At 72.2% G+C, this 14035-nt stretch carries 15 protein-coding genes; 13 read left to right on the top strand and 2 right to left on the bottom strand.

Annotated features, from left to right (window positions below; genetic code table 11):
• Positions 1–156: 156 nt before the first annotated feature.
• From DP939_RS22595 to DP939_RS22550, 10 genes are read left to right on the top strand one after another with little or no spacing between them, the layout of a single operon-like run.
• Complete coding sequence (locus DP939_RS22595) at positions 157–1311, top strand: LeuA family protein (protein WP_113982763.1); 1155 nt, start codon at positions 157–159, stop codon at positions 1309–1311.
• Between the two features lie 20 nt (positions 1312–1331).
• A complete protein-coding gene (locus tag DP939_RS22590) occupies positions 1332–1517 on the top strand; it encodes a lysine biosynthesis protein LysW (RefSeq protein WP_113982762.1) in 186 nt (61 codons plus the stop codon).
• Between the two features lie 4 nt (positions 1518–1521).
• Positions 1522–2373 (top strand): ATP-grasp domain-containing protein, encoded by an 852-nt coding sequence (locus tag DP939_RS22585; RefSeq protein WP_113982761.1) that lies wholly within the window; start codon positions 1522–1524, stop codon positions 2371–2373.
• A complete protein-coding gene (gene argC, locus DP939_RS22580; protein ID WP_113982760.1) occupies positions 2370–3425 on the top strand; it encodes an N-acetyl-gamma-glutamyl-phosphate reductase in 1056 nt (351 codons plus the stop codon). The genes DP939_RS22585 and argC overlap by 4 nt, the downstream gene beginning before the upstream one ends.
• Positions 3422–4216, top strand: coding sequence for an amino acid kinase family protein (locus tag DP939_RS22575; protein WP_113982759.1), 795 nt, complete (start codon positions 3422–3424; stop codon positions 4214–4216). Before argC ends, DP939_RS22575 begins: the two co-directional genes overlap by 4 nt.
• Positions 4217–4246: 30 nt before the next feature.
• Positions 4247–4813, top strand: coding sequence for a type 1 glutamine amidotransferase (locus DP939_RS22570; RefSeq protein ID WP_113982758.1), 567 nt, complete (start codon positions 4247–4249; stop codon positions 4811–4813).
• A gap of 25 nt (positions 4814–4838) precedes the next feature.
• Positions 4839–5954, top strand: a complete 1116-nt coding sequence (locus DP939_RS22565; protein ID WP_113982757.1) for a Glu/Leu/Phe/Val dehydrogenase dimerization domain-containing protein — start codon at positions 4839–4841, stop codon at positions 5952–5954.
• Positions 5951–7585, top strand: coding sequence for an AMP-binding protein (locus tag DP939_RS22560; protein WP_113982756.1), 1635 nt, complete (start codon positions 5951–5953; stop codon positions 7583–7585). Before DP939_RS22565 ends, DP939_RS22560 begins: the two co-directional genes overlap by 4 nt.
• 31 nt (positions 7586–7616) lie before the next feature.
• Positions 7617–8894 (top strand): aminotransferase class I/II-fold pyridoxal phosphate-dependent enzyme, encoded by a 1278-nt coding sequence (locus tag DP939_RS22555; protein ID WP_225878429.1) that lies wholly within the window; start codon positions 7617–7619, stop codon positions 8892–8894.
• Between the two features lie 10 nt (positions 8895–8904).
• Positions 8905–9864 (top strand): FAH family protein, encoded by a 960-nt coding sequence (locus tag DP939_RS22550; protein WP_199565352.1) that lies wholly within the window; start codon positions 8905–8907, stop codon positions 9862–9864.
• Here the strand turns inward: DP939_RS22550 and DP939_RS22545 are convergent.
• Positions 9786–10196, bottom strand: a complete 411-nt coding sequence (locus DP939_RS22545; RefSeq protein ID WP_113982754.1) for a MerR family transcriptional regulator — start codon at positions 10194–10196, stop codon at positions 9786–9788. The genes DP939_RS22550 and DP939_RS22545 overlap by 79 nt on opposite strands.
• Positions 10197–10261: 65 nt before the next feature.
• Here DP939_RS22545 and DP939_RS22540 point away from each other — a divergent pair, with 65 nt between their 5' ends.
• From DP939_RS22540 to DP939_RS22530, 3 genes are all read left to right on the top strand, one after another.
• Complete coding sequence (locus DP939_RS22540; protein ID WP_113982753.1) at positions 10262–11470, top strand: MFS transporter; 1209 nt, start codon at positions 10262–10264, stop codon at positions 11468–11470.
• Positions 11471–11617: 147 nt separating this feature from the next.
• Entirely contained in the window at positions 11618–12178 is a 561-nt protein-coding gene (locus tag DP939_RS22535) for a TetR/AcrR family transcriptional regulator (RefSeq protein WP_158578654.1), read from the top strand.
• A gap of 79 nt (positions 12179–12257) precedes the next feature.
• A complete protein-coding gene (locus DP939_RS22530; protein WP_225878428.1) occupies positions 12258–13232 on the top strand; it encodes an alpha/beta hydrolase in 975 nt (324 codons plus the stop codon).
• A 333-nt stretch (positions 13233–13565) separates the two neighbouring features.
• On the opposite strand, the gene DP939_RS22525 is transcribed toward DP939_RS22530, so the two are convergent.
• Positions 13566–13868: a hypothetical protein gene (locus DP939_RS22525; protein WP_113982750.1), complete on the bottom strand. Its 303-nt coding sequence runs from the start codon at positions 13866–13868 to the stop codon at positions 13566–13568.
• Positions 13869–14035 lie beyond the last annotated feature (167 nt).

Genomic DNA, 14035 nt, shown 5'->3' with positions numbered 1-14035 from the left:
CACACAGACCGAGAATTCGCATATCTCACTTCACATAACGTTCCATGACAGTCATTAACAAACCTCTGAAGTAAAGGCCGTTGTCCCTTTAGGAAAGGTTGGCCCACCATCGTCAACGGCTCCACCGAAGAGAGCTTCAGCGAAGGAGAGCGCGCAATGGCTGTAACAGAGCACGGGGGCGGCCTCCCGAGGGGGCTGCCTCACCTGTCCGACGCGACCCTGCGGGACTCCGCGCACATGGCCGGCGTGGAGTTCGGCCCGGAGGACGCCGCCCGCATCGCGACCCTGCTGGTGCGGACCGGGGTGGAACTGGTCGAGGTGGGCATGATCTCCGGCCCCTCCACCAAGGACGCGGACCTGATCCTCGCCGCCCACGAGGCGGTGGGCCCGGAGCGCTGCCTGACGCTGGTCCTGGTGCGCGACCGCCACCAGGTGGCCAAGGCGCTCGCGGAGGCCGCGCGGCTGGGCGTGCGGTCCGTGATGTTCTCGATCCCGACCTCCGAGGAGCACGCCGGGCTCAAGCTGGACTCCCCCAGCCTCAAGTACCTGAACGCGCTGGCCCGCGCGGCCATCACCCAGGCCAAGGAGCACGGCTTCCACGTCACGTTCAGCGGCGAGGACGGCGCGCGCACCCCGAAGGAACGGCTCGTCCCCTACGTGAGCGCGGGCTTCGCGGCCGGGGCCGACCGGTTCCGGCTCGCCGAGACCGTCGCCTATCTGTCGCCCTGGCAGATGGAGGAGCAGATCGCGAGCATCACCGCGATCGACGGCGCGGAGATCGAGATCCACTCGCACAACATGCTGGGCATGGCGGTCGCCAACTCGCTGGCCGCCTGCCGGGCGGGCGCGGAGTGGATCTCCGCCACGGTCGGCGGCATCGGCGAGCGCGGCGGCAACGCCCCGCTGGCCGAACTGCTCATCTCGCTGCGGATCATCCACGGCGACACCCGCTTCGACCTGAGCCACCTCACCGAGCTCACCGAGATCGCGCTGCGCGGCTCGCAGCTCGGCGACGCCTTCCAGCCCGGCCCGACCACCCCGCACGCCTTCGCGTACGAGCTGCCGGGCCAGCTCAGCCAGCCGGCGGCGTACGAGAGCGTGCCGCCCGAGCTGGTCGGCAACTCCCGCGAACTGCGGGTGCGCACCCGCCTGACGCCCGCCCTGGTCGGGTGGGCGCTCGACGAGTCCGGCATCGACGTCGACGTGGCCGCCTTCACCACCTGGCTGATCGACCGCCAGGAGCGGGACGGGCGGGGGCTGCTCGACCGCGTCCAGATCTGCAAGGCCGCCATCGACTTCCTGTCCCTCTGATCCAGCGAAGGAGAACCACCATGTCCACCAGCACGCTGAACGGTTCCTGCCCGGAGTGCGAGACCGACGTGACCACTCCGCCGATGGCCAAGGGCGAGACCATCTCCTGCCCCGAGTGCATGCTGACGCTGCGCGTGGAGGACGTCCAGGACGGCAGGCTCGCCCTCCAGATGGTCGCCGTGAAGCTCCGCGACTGGGGCCAGTGACCCCATGGAACGCAAAGTCGCCATCGTCGCGGACCGGATCGGCTGGGAGGAACGCCGGTTGATCGACGCCGCCCCGGCGCTCGGCCTGCGCGCCGAATGGGTCAACGACGAATCCCTCTGCCTCGGGGACCCGGCCCCGGCGGCGCTCACCGGCTACGACGCCGTGCTGATCCGCAGCCGCAGCTACACCCGGGGCGGGCTGGTCGCCACCCTGGCCGAGGCCACCGGGGTCCCGGTGCTGAACTCGGCGGCGGCCGTCCACGCCTGCGAGAACAAGCTGTCGCTGCGCTCGCTGCTGCGCGCCGCCGGGGTGCCGGTGCCGGACTTCCGGCTCGTGCTGTCCCGCGCGGACTTCGACAAGGCGCTGGCCGAACTCCCGCCGCCCGTGGTGCTGAAGCCGGTCTTCGGCGGCATGGGCCGCCGGGTCACCCTGCTGCGCGACGCCGACACCGCGCATTCGGTCTATGACCACGTCGAAGACCTCGGGCACGGCTTCGAGCAGGCCGGGCTGGTCGAGCCGTACCTGGCCGGCGGCTCGTCACTGCGCTGCTTCGTCGTCGGCCGCGAGCTCGTCTCCGTCGCGGAGTTCCGCAGCGCGGGCGGCGACTGGCGCAGCAACGCGGCCGTGGGCAACCGCAACCGCGCGGTCACCCCCGGCCCCGAGGTACGCAAGATCATCGACGCGGTGCTGAACGAGCTGGGCGAAGGCGTGTACGGCATCGACCTGTTCCGCACGCCCGGCGGCCACGTCGTCAACGAGGTCAACCACGCGCCCGCCTTCCGGGCGGTGGCCTCGGTCAGCGAGGCGGACATCGCCACGGCCATCTGCCAGTACGTACGGGAGCTGATCGCATGATCCGCGTCGGTGTGGCCGGGGCCTCCGGGCTGGCCGGCGGCGAGCTGATCCGGCTGGTCGCCCAGCACCCCGAACTCGAACTGACCTTCCTGGGCGGCTCCTCAAGCGTCGGGCGGCGGCCCGCCGAGCTGCACCCCAACCTCCGGCTGGATCTCGGCGTCACCGTCGAACCGGTCACCGAGGACCTGTCCGGCCGCTGTGACGTCGTACTGCTGGCGACCCCGGCACCGGTGTCGGCGGAGCTGGCGGCGCGGCTGACCGACCGGGTGCCCGCCGTCATCGACCTCAGCGGCGCCTTCCGGATCCGGACCCCGGAGCTGCACGAACGCTGGTACCCGTCGGTACGCCGGTCCGCCGAACTGGCCGACCGCAGCGTCTACGGCGTGCCGGAGCTGGTCGGTGACCAGATGGCGGGCGCCCCGCTGATCTCGCTGCCCGGCTGCTACGCCACCGCGATCACCCTCGGGCTGGCCCCGCTCGTCCTCTCCCTCGGTCTCAACCTCAAGACCGTGGTGGTGGACGGCAAGAGCGGGTCCAGCGGCGGCGGCCTCCAGCTCCGCACCGCCGACCTGCACCCGCTGCGCAACGGGGCCATCGCCCCGTACGCGCCGGTCGGCCACCGGCACGCCGCCGAGGTCACCGACTTCCTGGAGCGCGGCAAACCGGGGCGGATCGGCTCGCTGAGCATGTCGGCGTACGGCGTCTCGCACGTACGCGGGCTGATGGCCAGCAGCTACGCGTTCACCGACGACGAGGTGGACGAACGCACCTTGCAGCGCGCCTACCTGCGCTTCTACAAGGAGCACCCCTTCGTCCGGGTGCGCAGGCACACCGAGACGCTGATCCCGATGCCCGACCCGCAGGCGGTGCTGGGGTCCAACTACTGCGACGTGACGGTCCTGCACGACGGCGAGGGCGGCCGGATCGTCGTACTGGCCGCGCTGGACAACCTGATCAAGGGCGCGGCCGGGCAGGCCGTCCAGGCGATCAACCGGCGGTTCGGGCTGCCCGAGCGGGCCGGGCTGGAGATGCAGCCGGTGATGCCCGCATGAGCGCCGAAACGCCGCCCACGGTGGTCAAGCTCGGCGGCTCGACCCTGCACGCGATGGCCGATGCCTGGTGGGACGACCTCGCCGGGCACGGCCGCGACCACCCGCTGATCCTGGTCCACGGCTGGTCCAAACCGCTCAAACGACTCAAACCGGAGTACGCCGAGCCGTCGGCGATCCTGCGCGACCGCTACGGCAACCAGAGCCGCTGGACCACCCCCGAGGTGATCGCCGACATCAAGACCGTCAGTGCCGGACTCGCCGAGCAGGTCATCGGCCTGCTGGCCGACCGGGGCATCACCACCGAACGGCTGATCGGCGGCGACGGCCTGGTCCGGGCGGGCGAGGGCGAGCGCTGGTGGTGGCGCGGCAAGGAACTGGTCGAACTGGACAACCTGGTCGGCCCGATCGTCGGCGTGGACCCGAGCCTGCTGAAGAACCTCCAGCCGGGCCACTGTTACCTGATCACCCCGCTGGCCAGGAACACGGCCGGGCAGGAGGTGAACACCGACGGCGACCGGGCCGCCGCGGCCATCGCGGCGGCGACCTCGGCGACGTCGCTGACCCTGGTCACCGACGTCGCCCACCTGCTGATCGACGGACGCCCGGTGCGGCGGATCACCGCCGAGGCCGCCGCGGAGTTCCGCGACCGGGGCGCGACCGGCGGCATGCGCAAGAAGCTGCGCGCCGCGGGCGAGGCCCTGGCGGGCGGTGTCCAGCGGGTCGTGATCGGCAGCGCGCTCGTCACCGACATGCTCGCCGAGCGGTCCGGCACGGTCATCACCCCTGCCTGAAGCGACCCTGAATCGAAAGGAGCCGAACTCGTGGCGACGTCCCGGGTCCTGGTGGTCAACAACGGAACGCTCTCCCTGAAACAGCTTCGCCGGCGGTTGGAAGATCTGGGGTCGGAGACCGACGCGGTGCCCGTCTCCGAGGTGCCGGACCGGCTCGATCCACGGCGCTACCAGGCGATCGTGCTGAGCGGCACCAAGGTACGCGCCTACGATCGCGACCACTACCGGCCGCTGATCGACCTCATCACCACCGCCGGCGTCCCGGTCTTCGGGATCTGCGGCGGCATGCAGATCATCGCGGTCGCGCACGGCGGCGAACTGGTCGAAGGGCCGCAGCGGGTGGGCGGCTACGAGGTCCAGGTGGACCTGGACGACCCGCTGTTCGCCCACGTCAAGCCCACCGTGACGGTCTTCCACCGGCACACGCTGTACCTGCGCGAGGCCCCCGCCGGATTCCGCGCCATCGGCCGCTCCGAGCACGCGCCCGTGGAGTTCCTGCGCTCTGCGGACGGCCGGATCTACGGCTCGCAGGCGCACCTCGAATTCCGCGGCGACGGGCTGGAGATCCTGCGCGGATTCGCCCGGCTCTACCAGTGACCCCCATCGAACTGAGGAGTGCGTGATGAGCAGCATTGATGAGCGCGAGCCCGCCTTCGTCGTCTCGCTGAACGGCAGCGGCGGCCCGCTGAAAGGCTGGGTCGTGGCCGACTCGCTCGTGGACGGCCTGGCCATGGGCGGCGTCCGGATGACGGCCTCGGTGACCGAGGACGAGGTACGCGGCCTGGCCCGGGGCATGACCGAGAAGCTGACCCTCGTCGGCCTGCCGATCGGCGGGGCGAAGGGCGGCATCGTCTCCGACGGGACCGGCCGCGAGGAGACGTTCAGAACCTTCGGCCGTACCGTGCGGCCCCTGCTGCACGGCGGCATCCACCTGGGCATCGACCTGGGCGTGACGCCCGCGGACCGGGCGCTGTTCTTCGCCGAGGCCGGCTACGACCCTCGGCACCGGGCCAGGGCCGTGGACATGCCGATGGACTGGCGCACGTACTACGAGCCGCTGGTGGACTGCACCGGGCACGGCGTCGGCGTGTCGGCCGTCACCGCCCTTGAGGCCGCGCGCCACGACAAGGAGGCGCGGGTCGTCATCCAGGGGTTCGGTACGGTCGGCCGCGCGGTCGCCCGCTTCCTGGAGGAGCGCGGCCACCGCATCGTGGCCGTCGCCGACGTGGGCGGCACCATCAGCGCCGACCGGCTGCCGGTGGACGGCCTCATCGCCATCACCGACAGCCTCGGCCGGATCGACCGCTCCCGGCTGCCGCAGGGCGTCACCACCTGCGACGAGTCCGACGGCTGGCTGGACGTGGACGCCGACCTGCTCGTCCTCGCCGCGAACAAGGACGCGCTGAACGCCGACAACGCCTACCGGCTGCGCGCCGGGCTGGTCGTCGAGGGCGGCAACCTGTGCTCCAGCGCGGAGGCCAAGCAGAAGGTGGCCGCCTCCGGCGCGACCCTGATCCCCGACGTGGTCGCGAACGTCGGCGGGGCCGCGGCGGCGGGCCTGGCCATCGCCAGGGTCGTACCGTTCGAGCTGGCCGCGGACGCGCGCAAGGACTGGGTGTTCGGCTGGGTGGCCGACCGGGTGCGCGAGAACACCAGGGACCTGCTGGCGGCGGCCTCCGGTGGCTCGGTGGATCCGCTGGCGGACCTGCTCGCCGCGCGGCGGAAGGTCCGGGCATGACCACCGCCCTCGCGACGTACGGCCCGGCGTGGGCCGCGGAGTACCGCGAGCGGGGCTGGTGGCGCGACGAGACCTTCCTGGACGACCTGTTCCGCCAGGCCAGGGAGCGTCCGCACAAGCCCGCCATCGCCGGCCGGCGGCTCGCCGAGGCCCGTACCGACACCCTCGACTACGCCGAACTGGCCCGGCTCACCGACCGTTTCGCGGGCGCGCTGCTGGAACTGGGCGTACGGCGGGGCGACTTCGTGGCGGTCCAGCTCTCCAGCCGCTGGGAGATCGTGCCGCTGATCTTCGCCTGCGCCCGGGTCGGCGCGGTCGTCTGCCCGATCGCGCCGATCTGCCCGGAGGCCGAGTTACGCCACCGGCTGGAACTCACCCAGGCCCGGGTGGTGATCACGCTGAGCGACTGGGCGGACACCCCGGTGGCGGCGATCACCACCAAGCTGTGCGCCGCGCTGCCCGCCGTCGAGCACGTCGTCGTGGCGGGCGGCGAGGTCCCGCCGGGGGCCCGCGACTTCCACTCCCTCTTCGTGGCCGTGGACTGGGAGAACCGGCGGCGCGAGGACCTGCCCGCGCTGGCGCTCGGCCCCGACGAGCCGTTCGTGGTGCTGTTCACCTCGGGCACCACCGGGGTGTCCAAGGGCGTGCTGCACAGCCAGAACACCATCTACGCGGCGGTGCGCGGCTACCTTTCCGCGTACGGCGTCGGTGACGAGCTGGTCGCCGTGCTGTCGAGTCCGCTCTACCACTACTCCGGCTTCGCGCAGGGCGTGCTCGGCGGGGTGATGCTGGGCGGCACCGTGGTGTTCCAGGACGTCACGGACAACGGCGCGCTGCTGGACCTGGTGGACCGGTACGCGGCGAACCTGCTGTACGGGCCGCCCGCCACCATCGGCGACGTGATCGCCGCGCAGCGGGAGCGGCCCCGCGACGTCGGGCGGCTGCGGCATGTGGTGATCGGCACCGCGCCGGTGCTCCAGGGGCTGATCGACGAGGTGCGCGACGTACTGGGCGCGCGCGCCTACTCGCTGTGGGGGATGTCGGAGAGCGGCCCGGTGACCATGACCAGGCCGGAACAGCCGGCGAACTGGGCGGCGCACAGCCACGGGCGGCCGATCGGCCCGATGGAGGTCCGGATCGACCCCGCCACCCCCGGCGGCGAGGTGGGCCGGCTGCGGATGCGCGGCGCGTCGCTCGCGCTCGGGTACCACAGGCGCGAGGACGCGTTCGCGGCGGAGTTCGGCGCGGACGGCTGGTTCGACACCGGCGACCTGGCGCGGTCCGACGGGCGCGGCGGCATCCGCGTCCTCGGGCGGGCCAAGGACGCGATCCTGCGCGGCGGGTCGTACGTCCCGGTCACCGAACTCGAAGCGCTGATCGCCCGCCACCCGAAGGTGACCGAGGCCGCCCTGGTCGGGCTGCCCACCGCCACCGGCGAGGAGATCTGCGCGGTCGTCGTCGCGCGCGGGGCGGCCGGGCCGTCCCTCGCCGAGATCCGGCGGCACGTCCGCGACGCCGGAGCGGCGGACTTGCCGGTACCGGAACGGGTCGTCGTGGTGGACGAACTGCCCAAGACCCTCACCGGCAAGGTCCGCAAGGCCGAACTCCGCAAGCGCCACGCCGTGCGCTGACCCTGATCCTTTCTGACTGCTGGAGGCCACCATGCCCGGACCCACACCGGTGACGATGTCGGCGACCCTCGCCGCCGACGAGGCGTTGGCCCGCCGCCGCCACGCGGGCGAGCGGGTGCTGTCCCTGGCCAGCGGCGAGATCGGCCTGCCGGTCCTGCCCGAGCTTGCGGACCGGCTCGCCGCGGCGGCGGGCGGCAACGCGTACGGCCCGGTCGCGGGGAGCGCGGAGCTGCGCGCCGCCGCGGCCGGATACTGGGCCCGGCGCGGCCTCGGCTGCGACCCCGGCCAGGTCGTCTGCGGGCCGGGGAGCAAGCCGCTGCTCTTCGCGCTGCTGCTGGCCGCCGGGGGCGACGTGGTGGTCCCGGTGCCGAGCTGGGTCAGCTACACCGCGCAGGCCACGCTGGCCGGGGCCCGGGCGATCCCGGTGCCCATCCGGCCGGGCGAGGGCGGGGTGCCCGATCCGGCGGCGCTGCGCGAGGCGGTCGCCGCCGCCAGGGCGGCCGGGCGGCACCCGAGGTGCGTGGTGGTGACGGTACCGGACAACCCGACCGGCACCATCGCCGCGCCCGGCACCGTACGGGCCCTGGGGCAGGCGGCCAGGGACCTGGACCTGGTCGTGATCTCCGACGAGATCTACTGCGACCTGGTCTTCGACCCCCTGTACCCGGCCGTCTCCCCGGCGGCGTTCGCGCCCGAGCGCACGGTGGTCACCACCGGGCTCACCAAGAACCTGGCGCTGGGCGGCTGGCGGATGGGGGTCGCCCGGCTCCCGGACGGGCCGCTCGGGCGCGACCTGCACACCCGGCTGGTCGCGGTGGCCAGCCAGATCTGGTCCACCACGGCGGCCCCGGTCCAGGCCGCCGCGGCGTACGCCTTCGCGGAGCCGCCCGGGGTGGTCGCGCGCGTCGCCGCGAGCCGCGCGCTGCACGAGGCGGTGGCCCACGCGGTGGCGCGGTCCTTCACGGCGGCCGGGGCCGAGCTGGCGCCGGTCCGCGCGACCAGCTACCTCTACCCGGACTTCGGGCCGCTGCGGGACCGGCTCGCCCGCGACCACGGCGTACGCGGCGGCGACGACCTCGCCGCGCTGCTCGCCGAGCGGTACGGCATGGGCGTGCTGGCGGGGCCGGCGTTCGGCGAACCCCGCCGTTCGCTGCGGATCAGGGCCGCGACCGCCCGGCTGTACGGCGAGACCCCCGCCGAACGCGAAACCGCCCTGACCTCGTCCGACCCGCTGCGGCTGCCCTGGATCAGGGCGTCCCTGGACCGTATCGCCGAGATCCTGACCGACCTCACCGGCTCCACGACCTAGGAGGCATCCCATGTCCATCATCTTCGAGTGCGAGTACCAGGGCCACCGGTACGCGGGCCTCGGCAAGCCGTCCGACGGTGAGCCCGTGACCCTCTACCGGGTCGCCGACGGGACGCTGCGCGACGCGGTGATCACCGGGGGCGGCCCGGCGGCGGTGATCGCCGCCGTCACCGAGGGGGCCGCGACCGTGACGGTGACCGCGGGCGACCCCGACGTACGCTATCTGCCCCCGCTGCTGCCCACCGGCAGCGGGAACGCGCTGGTCAGCGGCTTCATGGGGACTCACAGGTCCAAGTTCGACCGCGACCCGGACCCGGAGGAGGAGTTCCGGGCGCCGAACTGGGTGATCAAGGGCTTCGGCTCGTGGCTGCGGATGCCCGGCGAGCCGCTGACGGTGCCCGCCGCGCCGATCGCGCTGCTGGAGGAGCCGGAGGTCGCGCTGGTGTACGTCAACGACGCCGGCGGCACCCCGCGCTACGCCGGTTACACCTTCGGCAACGACCTCAACGACATCGGCCTGCACCTGCAGAACCCGTGGGGCTGGACCCCCTACGCCAAGCTGTGCGACACCTCGCTGACGCCGTGGCTGTTCCTGGACGCGCCGCCCTGGACCGTGGCCGGCCGGATCGTCATCGAGCGCGCCGGGGTCACGGCGTGGGAGGGCCCCTTCGCCTGCGGGTCCGACGCGATCTACCACCGGGTGCCGGACATGGTGGGCAACCTGTTCTCGTACCCGGCGGTGCGCAGGCCCGGCCTGGTGAACTACCTGCTGCTCGGCGCGGACAAGGCGAGCTACCACGACGGGTTCACCATCGCCGACGGCGACCGGCTGACCATCGAGGTGACCAGCCACGACGTCGTGCTTTCCAACGTCGTGGAGTACGCGGCGGGTCAGGCCGTCCTGGCGACCTCGGGCTCGGCGGCGGCGCAGGCCGGGTCGGGGGCGGCGGCGCGCACGGCGTCGAGGTAGTCGGTCAGGGCGTCGCGGTTGCGGGTCAGGCAGCGGATCTGCCGGGTCATCCGGTCGCGCTCGTGCTCCAGGGTGGCGATCGTCTCGGGAGTGGCGTCGGAGACGTGGATGGTCCGCGGCTGGTCGATGCACGGGAGGATCTGCTTGATGATCCGGACCGGGAGTCCGGCGTCGAGCAGACCTCTCACCTGAAGGACCTTGTCCACACACCGCTCGTCGTACTCGCGGTATCCGTTCGAGGAGCGCGCCGCGCCGATCAGGCCCTGCTCTTCGTAGTAACGCAGCAGGCGACGGGACGTGCCGGTGCGCTCGGAAAGCTGCCCGATCCGCATGTGACCCACCTCACAGCGCTCGCTGTTGACATTCACATCTATGAGAGGGTTTGAGGATACCAACCATGACCACCGAACGTACAGAATCAAGGTCCGGCCCCGGCACGGTGGCGGTCACGGACCGGCTTCCCTGGTCGCCGCTGCTGGCCTTGTGCACCGCCGCGTTCATGGGCATTCTGACAGAGGCGCTGCCCGCGGGCGTACTCCCCGAGATGGCCCGTGACCTCGCCGTCAGCGAGTCGGCGATGGGCCAGGCCCTGACCATCTACGCCATCGCCACCGGCGTCTCGGCGATCCCGGTCGCGGTGACCACGGCGACATGGCGGCGCAAGCATCTGGTGCTGCTGGCCGTGGCGACGTTCGCGGTGGCCAACACCATCACCGCGATCTCGTCCAACTACCCGGTGACGATGGTCTTCCGGCTGGTCGCCGGCGTGGCCGCGGGCGTCATCTGGGCGGAACTGGTCGGGTACGCCCGCCGCCTGGCCCCGCCGCACCTCCAGGGCCGGGCAATCGCGATCACCATGGCGGGCATTCCGCTGGCGCTGTCTCTGGGCATCCCGGCCGGCACCTTCCTGGGCGGGCTGTTCGGCTGGCGGCTGACGTTCTTACTGGTCACCGGCATCGCGGTGATCCTGCTCGGGTGGATCTCGCTGTCGGTGCCCAACTACCCGGGGCAGCGGCCGGAGGCCCGCGAACCGATCCTGCGCGCGCTGTCGCTGCCCGGTGTGGTGGCGGTGCTGTTCGTGGTCGCGGTGTACGTGCTTTCGCACAACATCCTCTACACGTACATCGCCACGTTCCTCGACGAGTACCGGATGGGCGCGGACCGGGACATCGTGCTGCTGGTCTTCGGCATCGCGTCCATGGTCAGCATCTGGATCACCGGCGCGCTGGTGGACCGCAAGCTGCGGCACCTCACCATCGGCAGTACGGCCCTGTTCATCGTGGCCGCCGCGGCGCTGGCGCTGCTGGCCGACGTTCCCGCGGTCGTCTACGCCGCGATGGTGCTGTGGGGGCTCGGCTGGGGCGGCGTCGCGACCCTCCTGCAGACCGCGGTGACCGACGCGGGCGGCGACCGGGGGCAGGCCCTCCTGGTCACCACCTGGAACTCGTTCATGGCGGGCGGGGGTGCGGTCGGCGGCATCCTGCTGGACAGGCTCGGCCCGACGTCCTTTCCGTGGAGCGTGTTCCTGCTGCTGGTGCCGGTGCTGATCGTAGTGGTGGGCGCCCGCGCGCACGCGTTCCCGCCGAAGCGGCCGGGCGCGCTCTAGCCGCCTCGCGCTCGCTCTCGTTCTCGCTCTCGCGCGGCGGCGGCGTGGGGCCGCCGCCGCTGCCTGAGGCCCGTTTCCCGATTCACCCCATCTGCTGATGATGAGAGGCGGCCAGTGCAGGAGCGGTCTCGACGCACACGCGAACAGGTGTTGGACAGCGCGGCCGCGGAGTTCGTCCTGCACGGCTATGGCGACGCGACGATGCAGGCGGTGGCGGCCCGGATCGGCATGACCAAGGGCGCCCTGTACGCGCACTTCCGCTCAAAGCAGGGGCTGGCCGGGGTACTGATCGACCAGTTCCTGACGAGCTGGGCCGACACCTACACCCGCAACCGGCGATCCGGGGTCTCCGCCGAGGTGGCCCTGCATCGCAGCGTGATGGCCCTGGCCAGGGGCCTGCAGTGCGACATCCGCACGCGGGCGGCCATCCGCCTGCTCACCGACGGACCGGCGGCCTCGGCGGACCTCACGGCGATCCACATCCCGCTGCTGACGTTGATCCGCCAGGCGCAGTCGGAGGGCGCGATCGTGGCGAACTACCCGGCCGAGGTGGTCACCCGGCTGCTGCTGGCCTTCGTGTGGTACTTCTCCCGCGCGCCCAGGGAACCGGCGGGTCGCGCGGATCACGACGCCGAGCGCGCCTGCGGCGTACTGCTGGACCTGCTGCGGGCCGATCGGTGTGCGGCACCGGTGCATCCGGGCGGGTGATGAGGGCTGTACGAACCGGCCCGCGGCGGCTAGCGTCTACGTTCGTAGAATTTCACTGCCGTGCGGTGCGGGGAGGTCCATGATGAAGTACGTCCCGGTTCCCTATGACCCCGAGCTGGAAGAAGGGCTGGCGGCCTTCCTGGCGATGGTGGAGGCGCTGCCGCTGCGCGCGAACACCATCCGGCGCAACCGGGAGATCTTCGCCTCGCTGATCCCGCCGATGGCCGCCATCGTCGGCGACCGCCCGGTCGAGTGGTGGGACGTGGACGTACCCGGTCCCGAAGGCGCGCCCGACGTGACGGTCACCGTCGTACGTCCCAAGGGCGGCCCCCGGCCCGGCGCTGCGGGCATCTACGAGATCCACGGCGGCGGCATGCTGCTCGGCACTCGCTTCTTCGGCATCGAGGGCCTGATCTCGGCGGCTCTTGAGCACGGGACGGTGGGCGTGACCGTGGAGTACCGGCTCGCCCCCGAACACCCCTCGCCCGCGGCGGCCGAGGACTGCTACGCCGGGTACCTCTGGACGGCCGCGCACGCCGAGGAACTGGGCTTCGACCCGGCGAGACTGCTGGTGTCCGGCTTCAGCGCGGGCGGCGGACTGACCGCGGCGGTCGCCCTCATGGCCCGCGACCGCGGCGGCCCGGCCGCGGCCGGACTCTACATGGGCGCCCCCATGATCGACGACCGGAACACCACCGTCTCCAGCCACCAGTACGACGGCATCGGCGCCTGGGACCGCAACAACAACGACACCGCCTGGACCGCCATCCTGGGCGCCCGGCGCGGCACCCCCGACGTCCTCCCCCACGAGGCCCCCGCCCGCGCCGCCGACCTGTCCGGCCTGCCCCCCGCCTACATCGAGGTGGGCGCGGCCGAGGTCTTCCGCGACGAGGCCGTCGATTTCGCGGCCCGCATCTGGTCCACCGGCGGCCAGGCCGAACTCCACGTCTGGGCCGGCGGCTACCACGGCTTCGCCGGCACCTCAACGGCCCACGTCGCCCAAGCGGCCCTCACCACCAAACAAACCTGGCTCCAACGCATCCTCCACCTCTGACCCAACACCGATGCAGACGGCCCAGGTGGCCAAGCACTCCCTACTCCAGCGCATCGCGCCCAAGCGCACTGACCGGCTGTCGGCGCGCGGCTACCAGAAGTGGGTGGCCGGGTGCGCCTGACACCTGCCGGCACCCCCTGCAAGATCAACAACAGATACAGCTCGTATCCCACGCCCAGCCGTACGCGCGAGCGCCCCGCCTGGGATCTTCCGGGCGGGGCGCTGCTGTGTGGCGCGGGGCCTGCGCGGGGGTTCGTCGGCGCAGACCTTTCTTAGGGGGCGGCGAGCGGGTGTCCCTCTATGGGTGGACGTCGGCCCGGCCGCCTCTGGTCTTTAGGCCGCGCCCATCCGGGCGAGGATGCCGAGCTGCACGTTGAGCGCGGCGACCAGTTCATCCGGCCCGGGGCGGGCGAATTGGTGCAACATCCCGCACGCCTTCTGCTCCTCAGTCGGCGGGGTGTACTTCGTGGCCCACCACAGGCCGTCGCGGACGAGGATGCGCCAGCCGGGATAGGTGGCCTCGATCGCGGACAGGCGAAGGCGTTCCCACGGGCTCGTTGAGTCGGCCTGGGGCGCGGTGCCGGCGTTGCCGCCGGTCCGTTTCCCCAGACCGCTCGCCGAACCCGGCGTGCCCATCTCTGAGCACCGGGCTCTCCACGGCATCTGCCGTCAGGCGGGGCCGGACAAAGTCCAGGGGCCGCGGATCGAGTAACCCCGATAGCGGTAACGCCTCACCGATACCGCCCGCAGATCGAACAACTCGATCCCATCCGCCGAGGGTCTGCGCCACCGGCCGGTAGAGT

Source organism: Spongiactinospora rosea (genome assembly GCF_003315795.1).
In the GTDB taxonomy this organism is placed as follows: Bacteria; Actinomycetota; Actinomycetes; order Streptosporangiales; family Streptosporangiaceae; genus Spongiactinospora; species Spongiactinospora rosea.
This window is presented reverse-complemented; position numbering and strand designations above follow the sequence as displayed.

Excerpts from the sequence above, each read along its gene's own strand:
- DP939_RS22595 (WP_113982763.1), top strand. The coding sequence starts at position 157 with ATGGCTGTAACAGAGCACGGGGGCGGCCTCCCGAGGGGGCTGCCTCAC.
- DP939_RS22590 (WP_113982762.1), top strand. The coding sequence starts at position 1,332 with ATGTCCACCAGCACGCTGAACGGTTCCTGCCCGGAGTGCGAGACCGAC.
- DP939_RS22585 (WP_113982761.1), top strand. The coding sequence starts at position 1,522 with ATGGAACGCAAAGTCGCCATCGTCGCGGACCGGATCGGCTGGGAGGAA.
- argC (WP_113982760.1), top strand. The coding sequence starts at position 2,370 with ATGATCCGCGTCGGTGTGGCCGGGGCCTCCGGGCTGGCCGGCGGCGAG.
- DP939_RS22575 (WP_113982759.1), top strand. The coding sequence starts at position 3,422 with ATGAGCGCCGAAACGCCGCCCACGGTGGTCAAGCTCGGCGGCTCGACC.
- DP939_RS22565 (WP_113982757.1), top strand. The coding sequence starts at position 4,839 with ATGAGCAGCATTGATGAGCGCGAGCCCGCCTTCGTCGTCTCGCTGAAC.
- DP939_RS22560 (WP_113982756.1), top strand. The coding sequence starts at position 5,951 with ATGACCACCGCCCTCGCGACGTACGGCCCGGCGTGGGCCGCGGAGTAC.
- DP939_RS22555 (WP_225878429.1), top strand. The coding sequence starts at position 7,617 with ATGCCCGGACCCACACCGGTGACGATGTCGGCGACCCTCGCCGCCGAC.
- DP939_RS22550 (WP_199565352.1), top strand. The coding sequence starts at position 8,905 with ATGTCCATCATCTTCGAGTGCGAGTACCAGGGCCACCGGTACGCGGGC.
- DP939_RS22545 (WP_113982754.1), bottom strand. The coding sequence starts at position 10,196 with ATGCGGATCGGGCAGCTTTCCGAGCGCACCGGCACGTCCCGTCGCCTG.
- DP939_RS22540 (WP_113982753.1), top strand. The coding sequence starts at position 10,262 with ATGACCACCGAACGTACAGAATCAAGGTCCGGCCCCGGCACGGTGGCG.
- DP939_RS22530 (WP_225878428.1), top strand. The coding sequence starts at position 12,258 with ATGATGAAGTACGTCCCGGTTCCCTATGACCCCGAGCTGGAAGAAGGG.
- DP939_RS22525 (WP_113982750.1), bottom strand. The coding sequence starts at position 13,868 with ATGGGCACGCCGGGTTCGGCGAGCGGTCTGGGGAAACGGACCGGCGGC.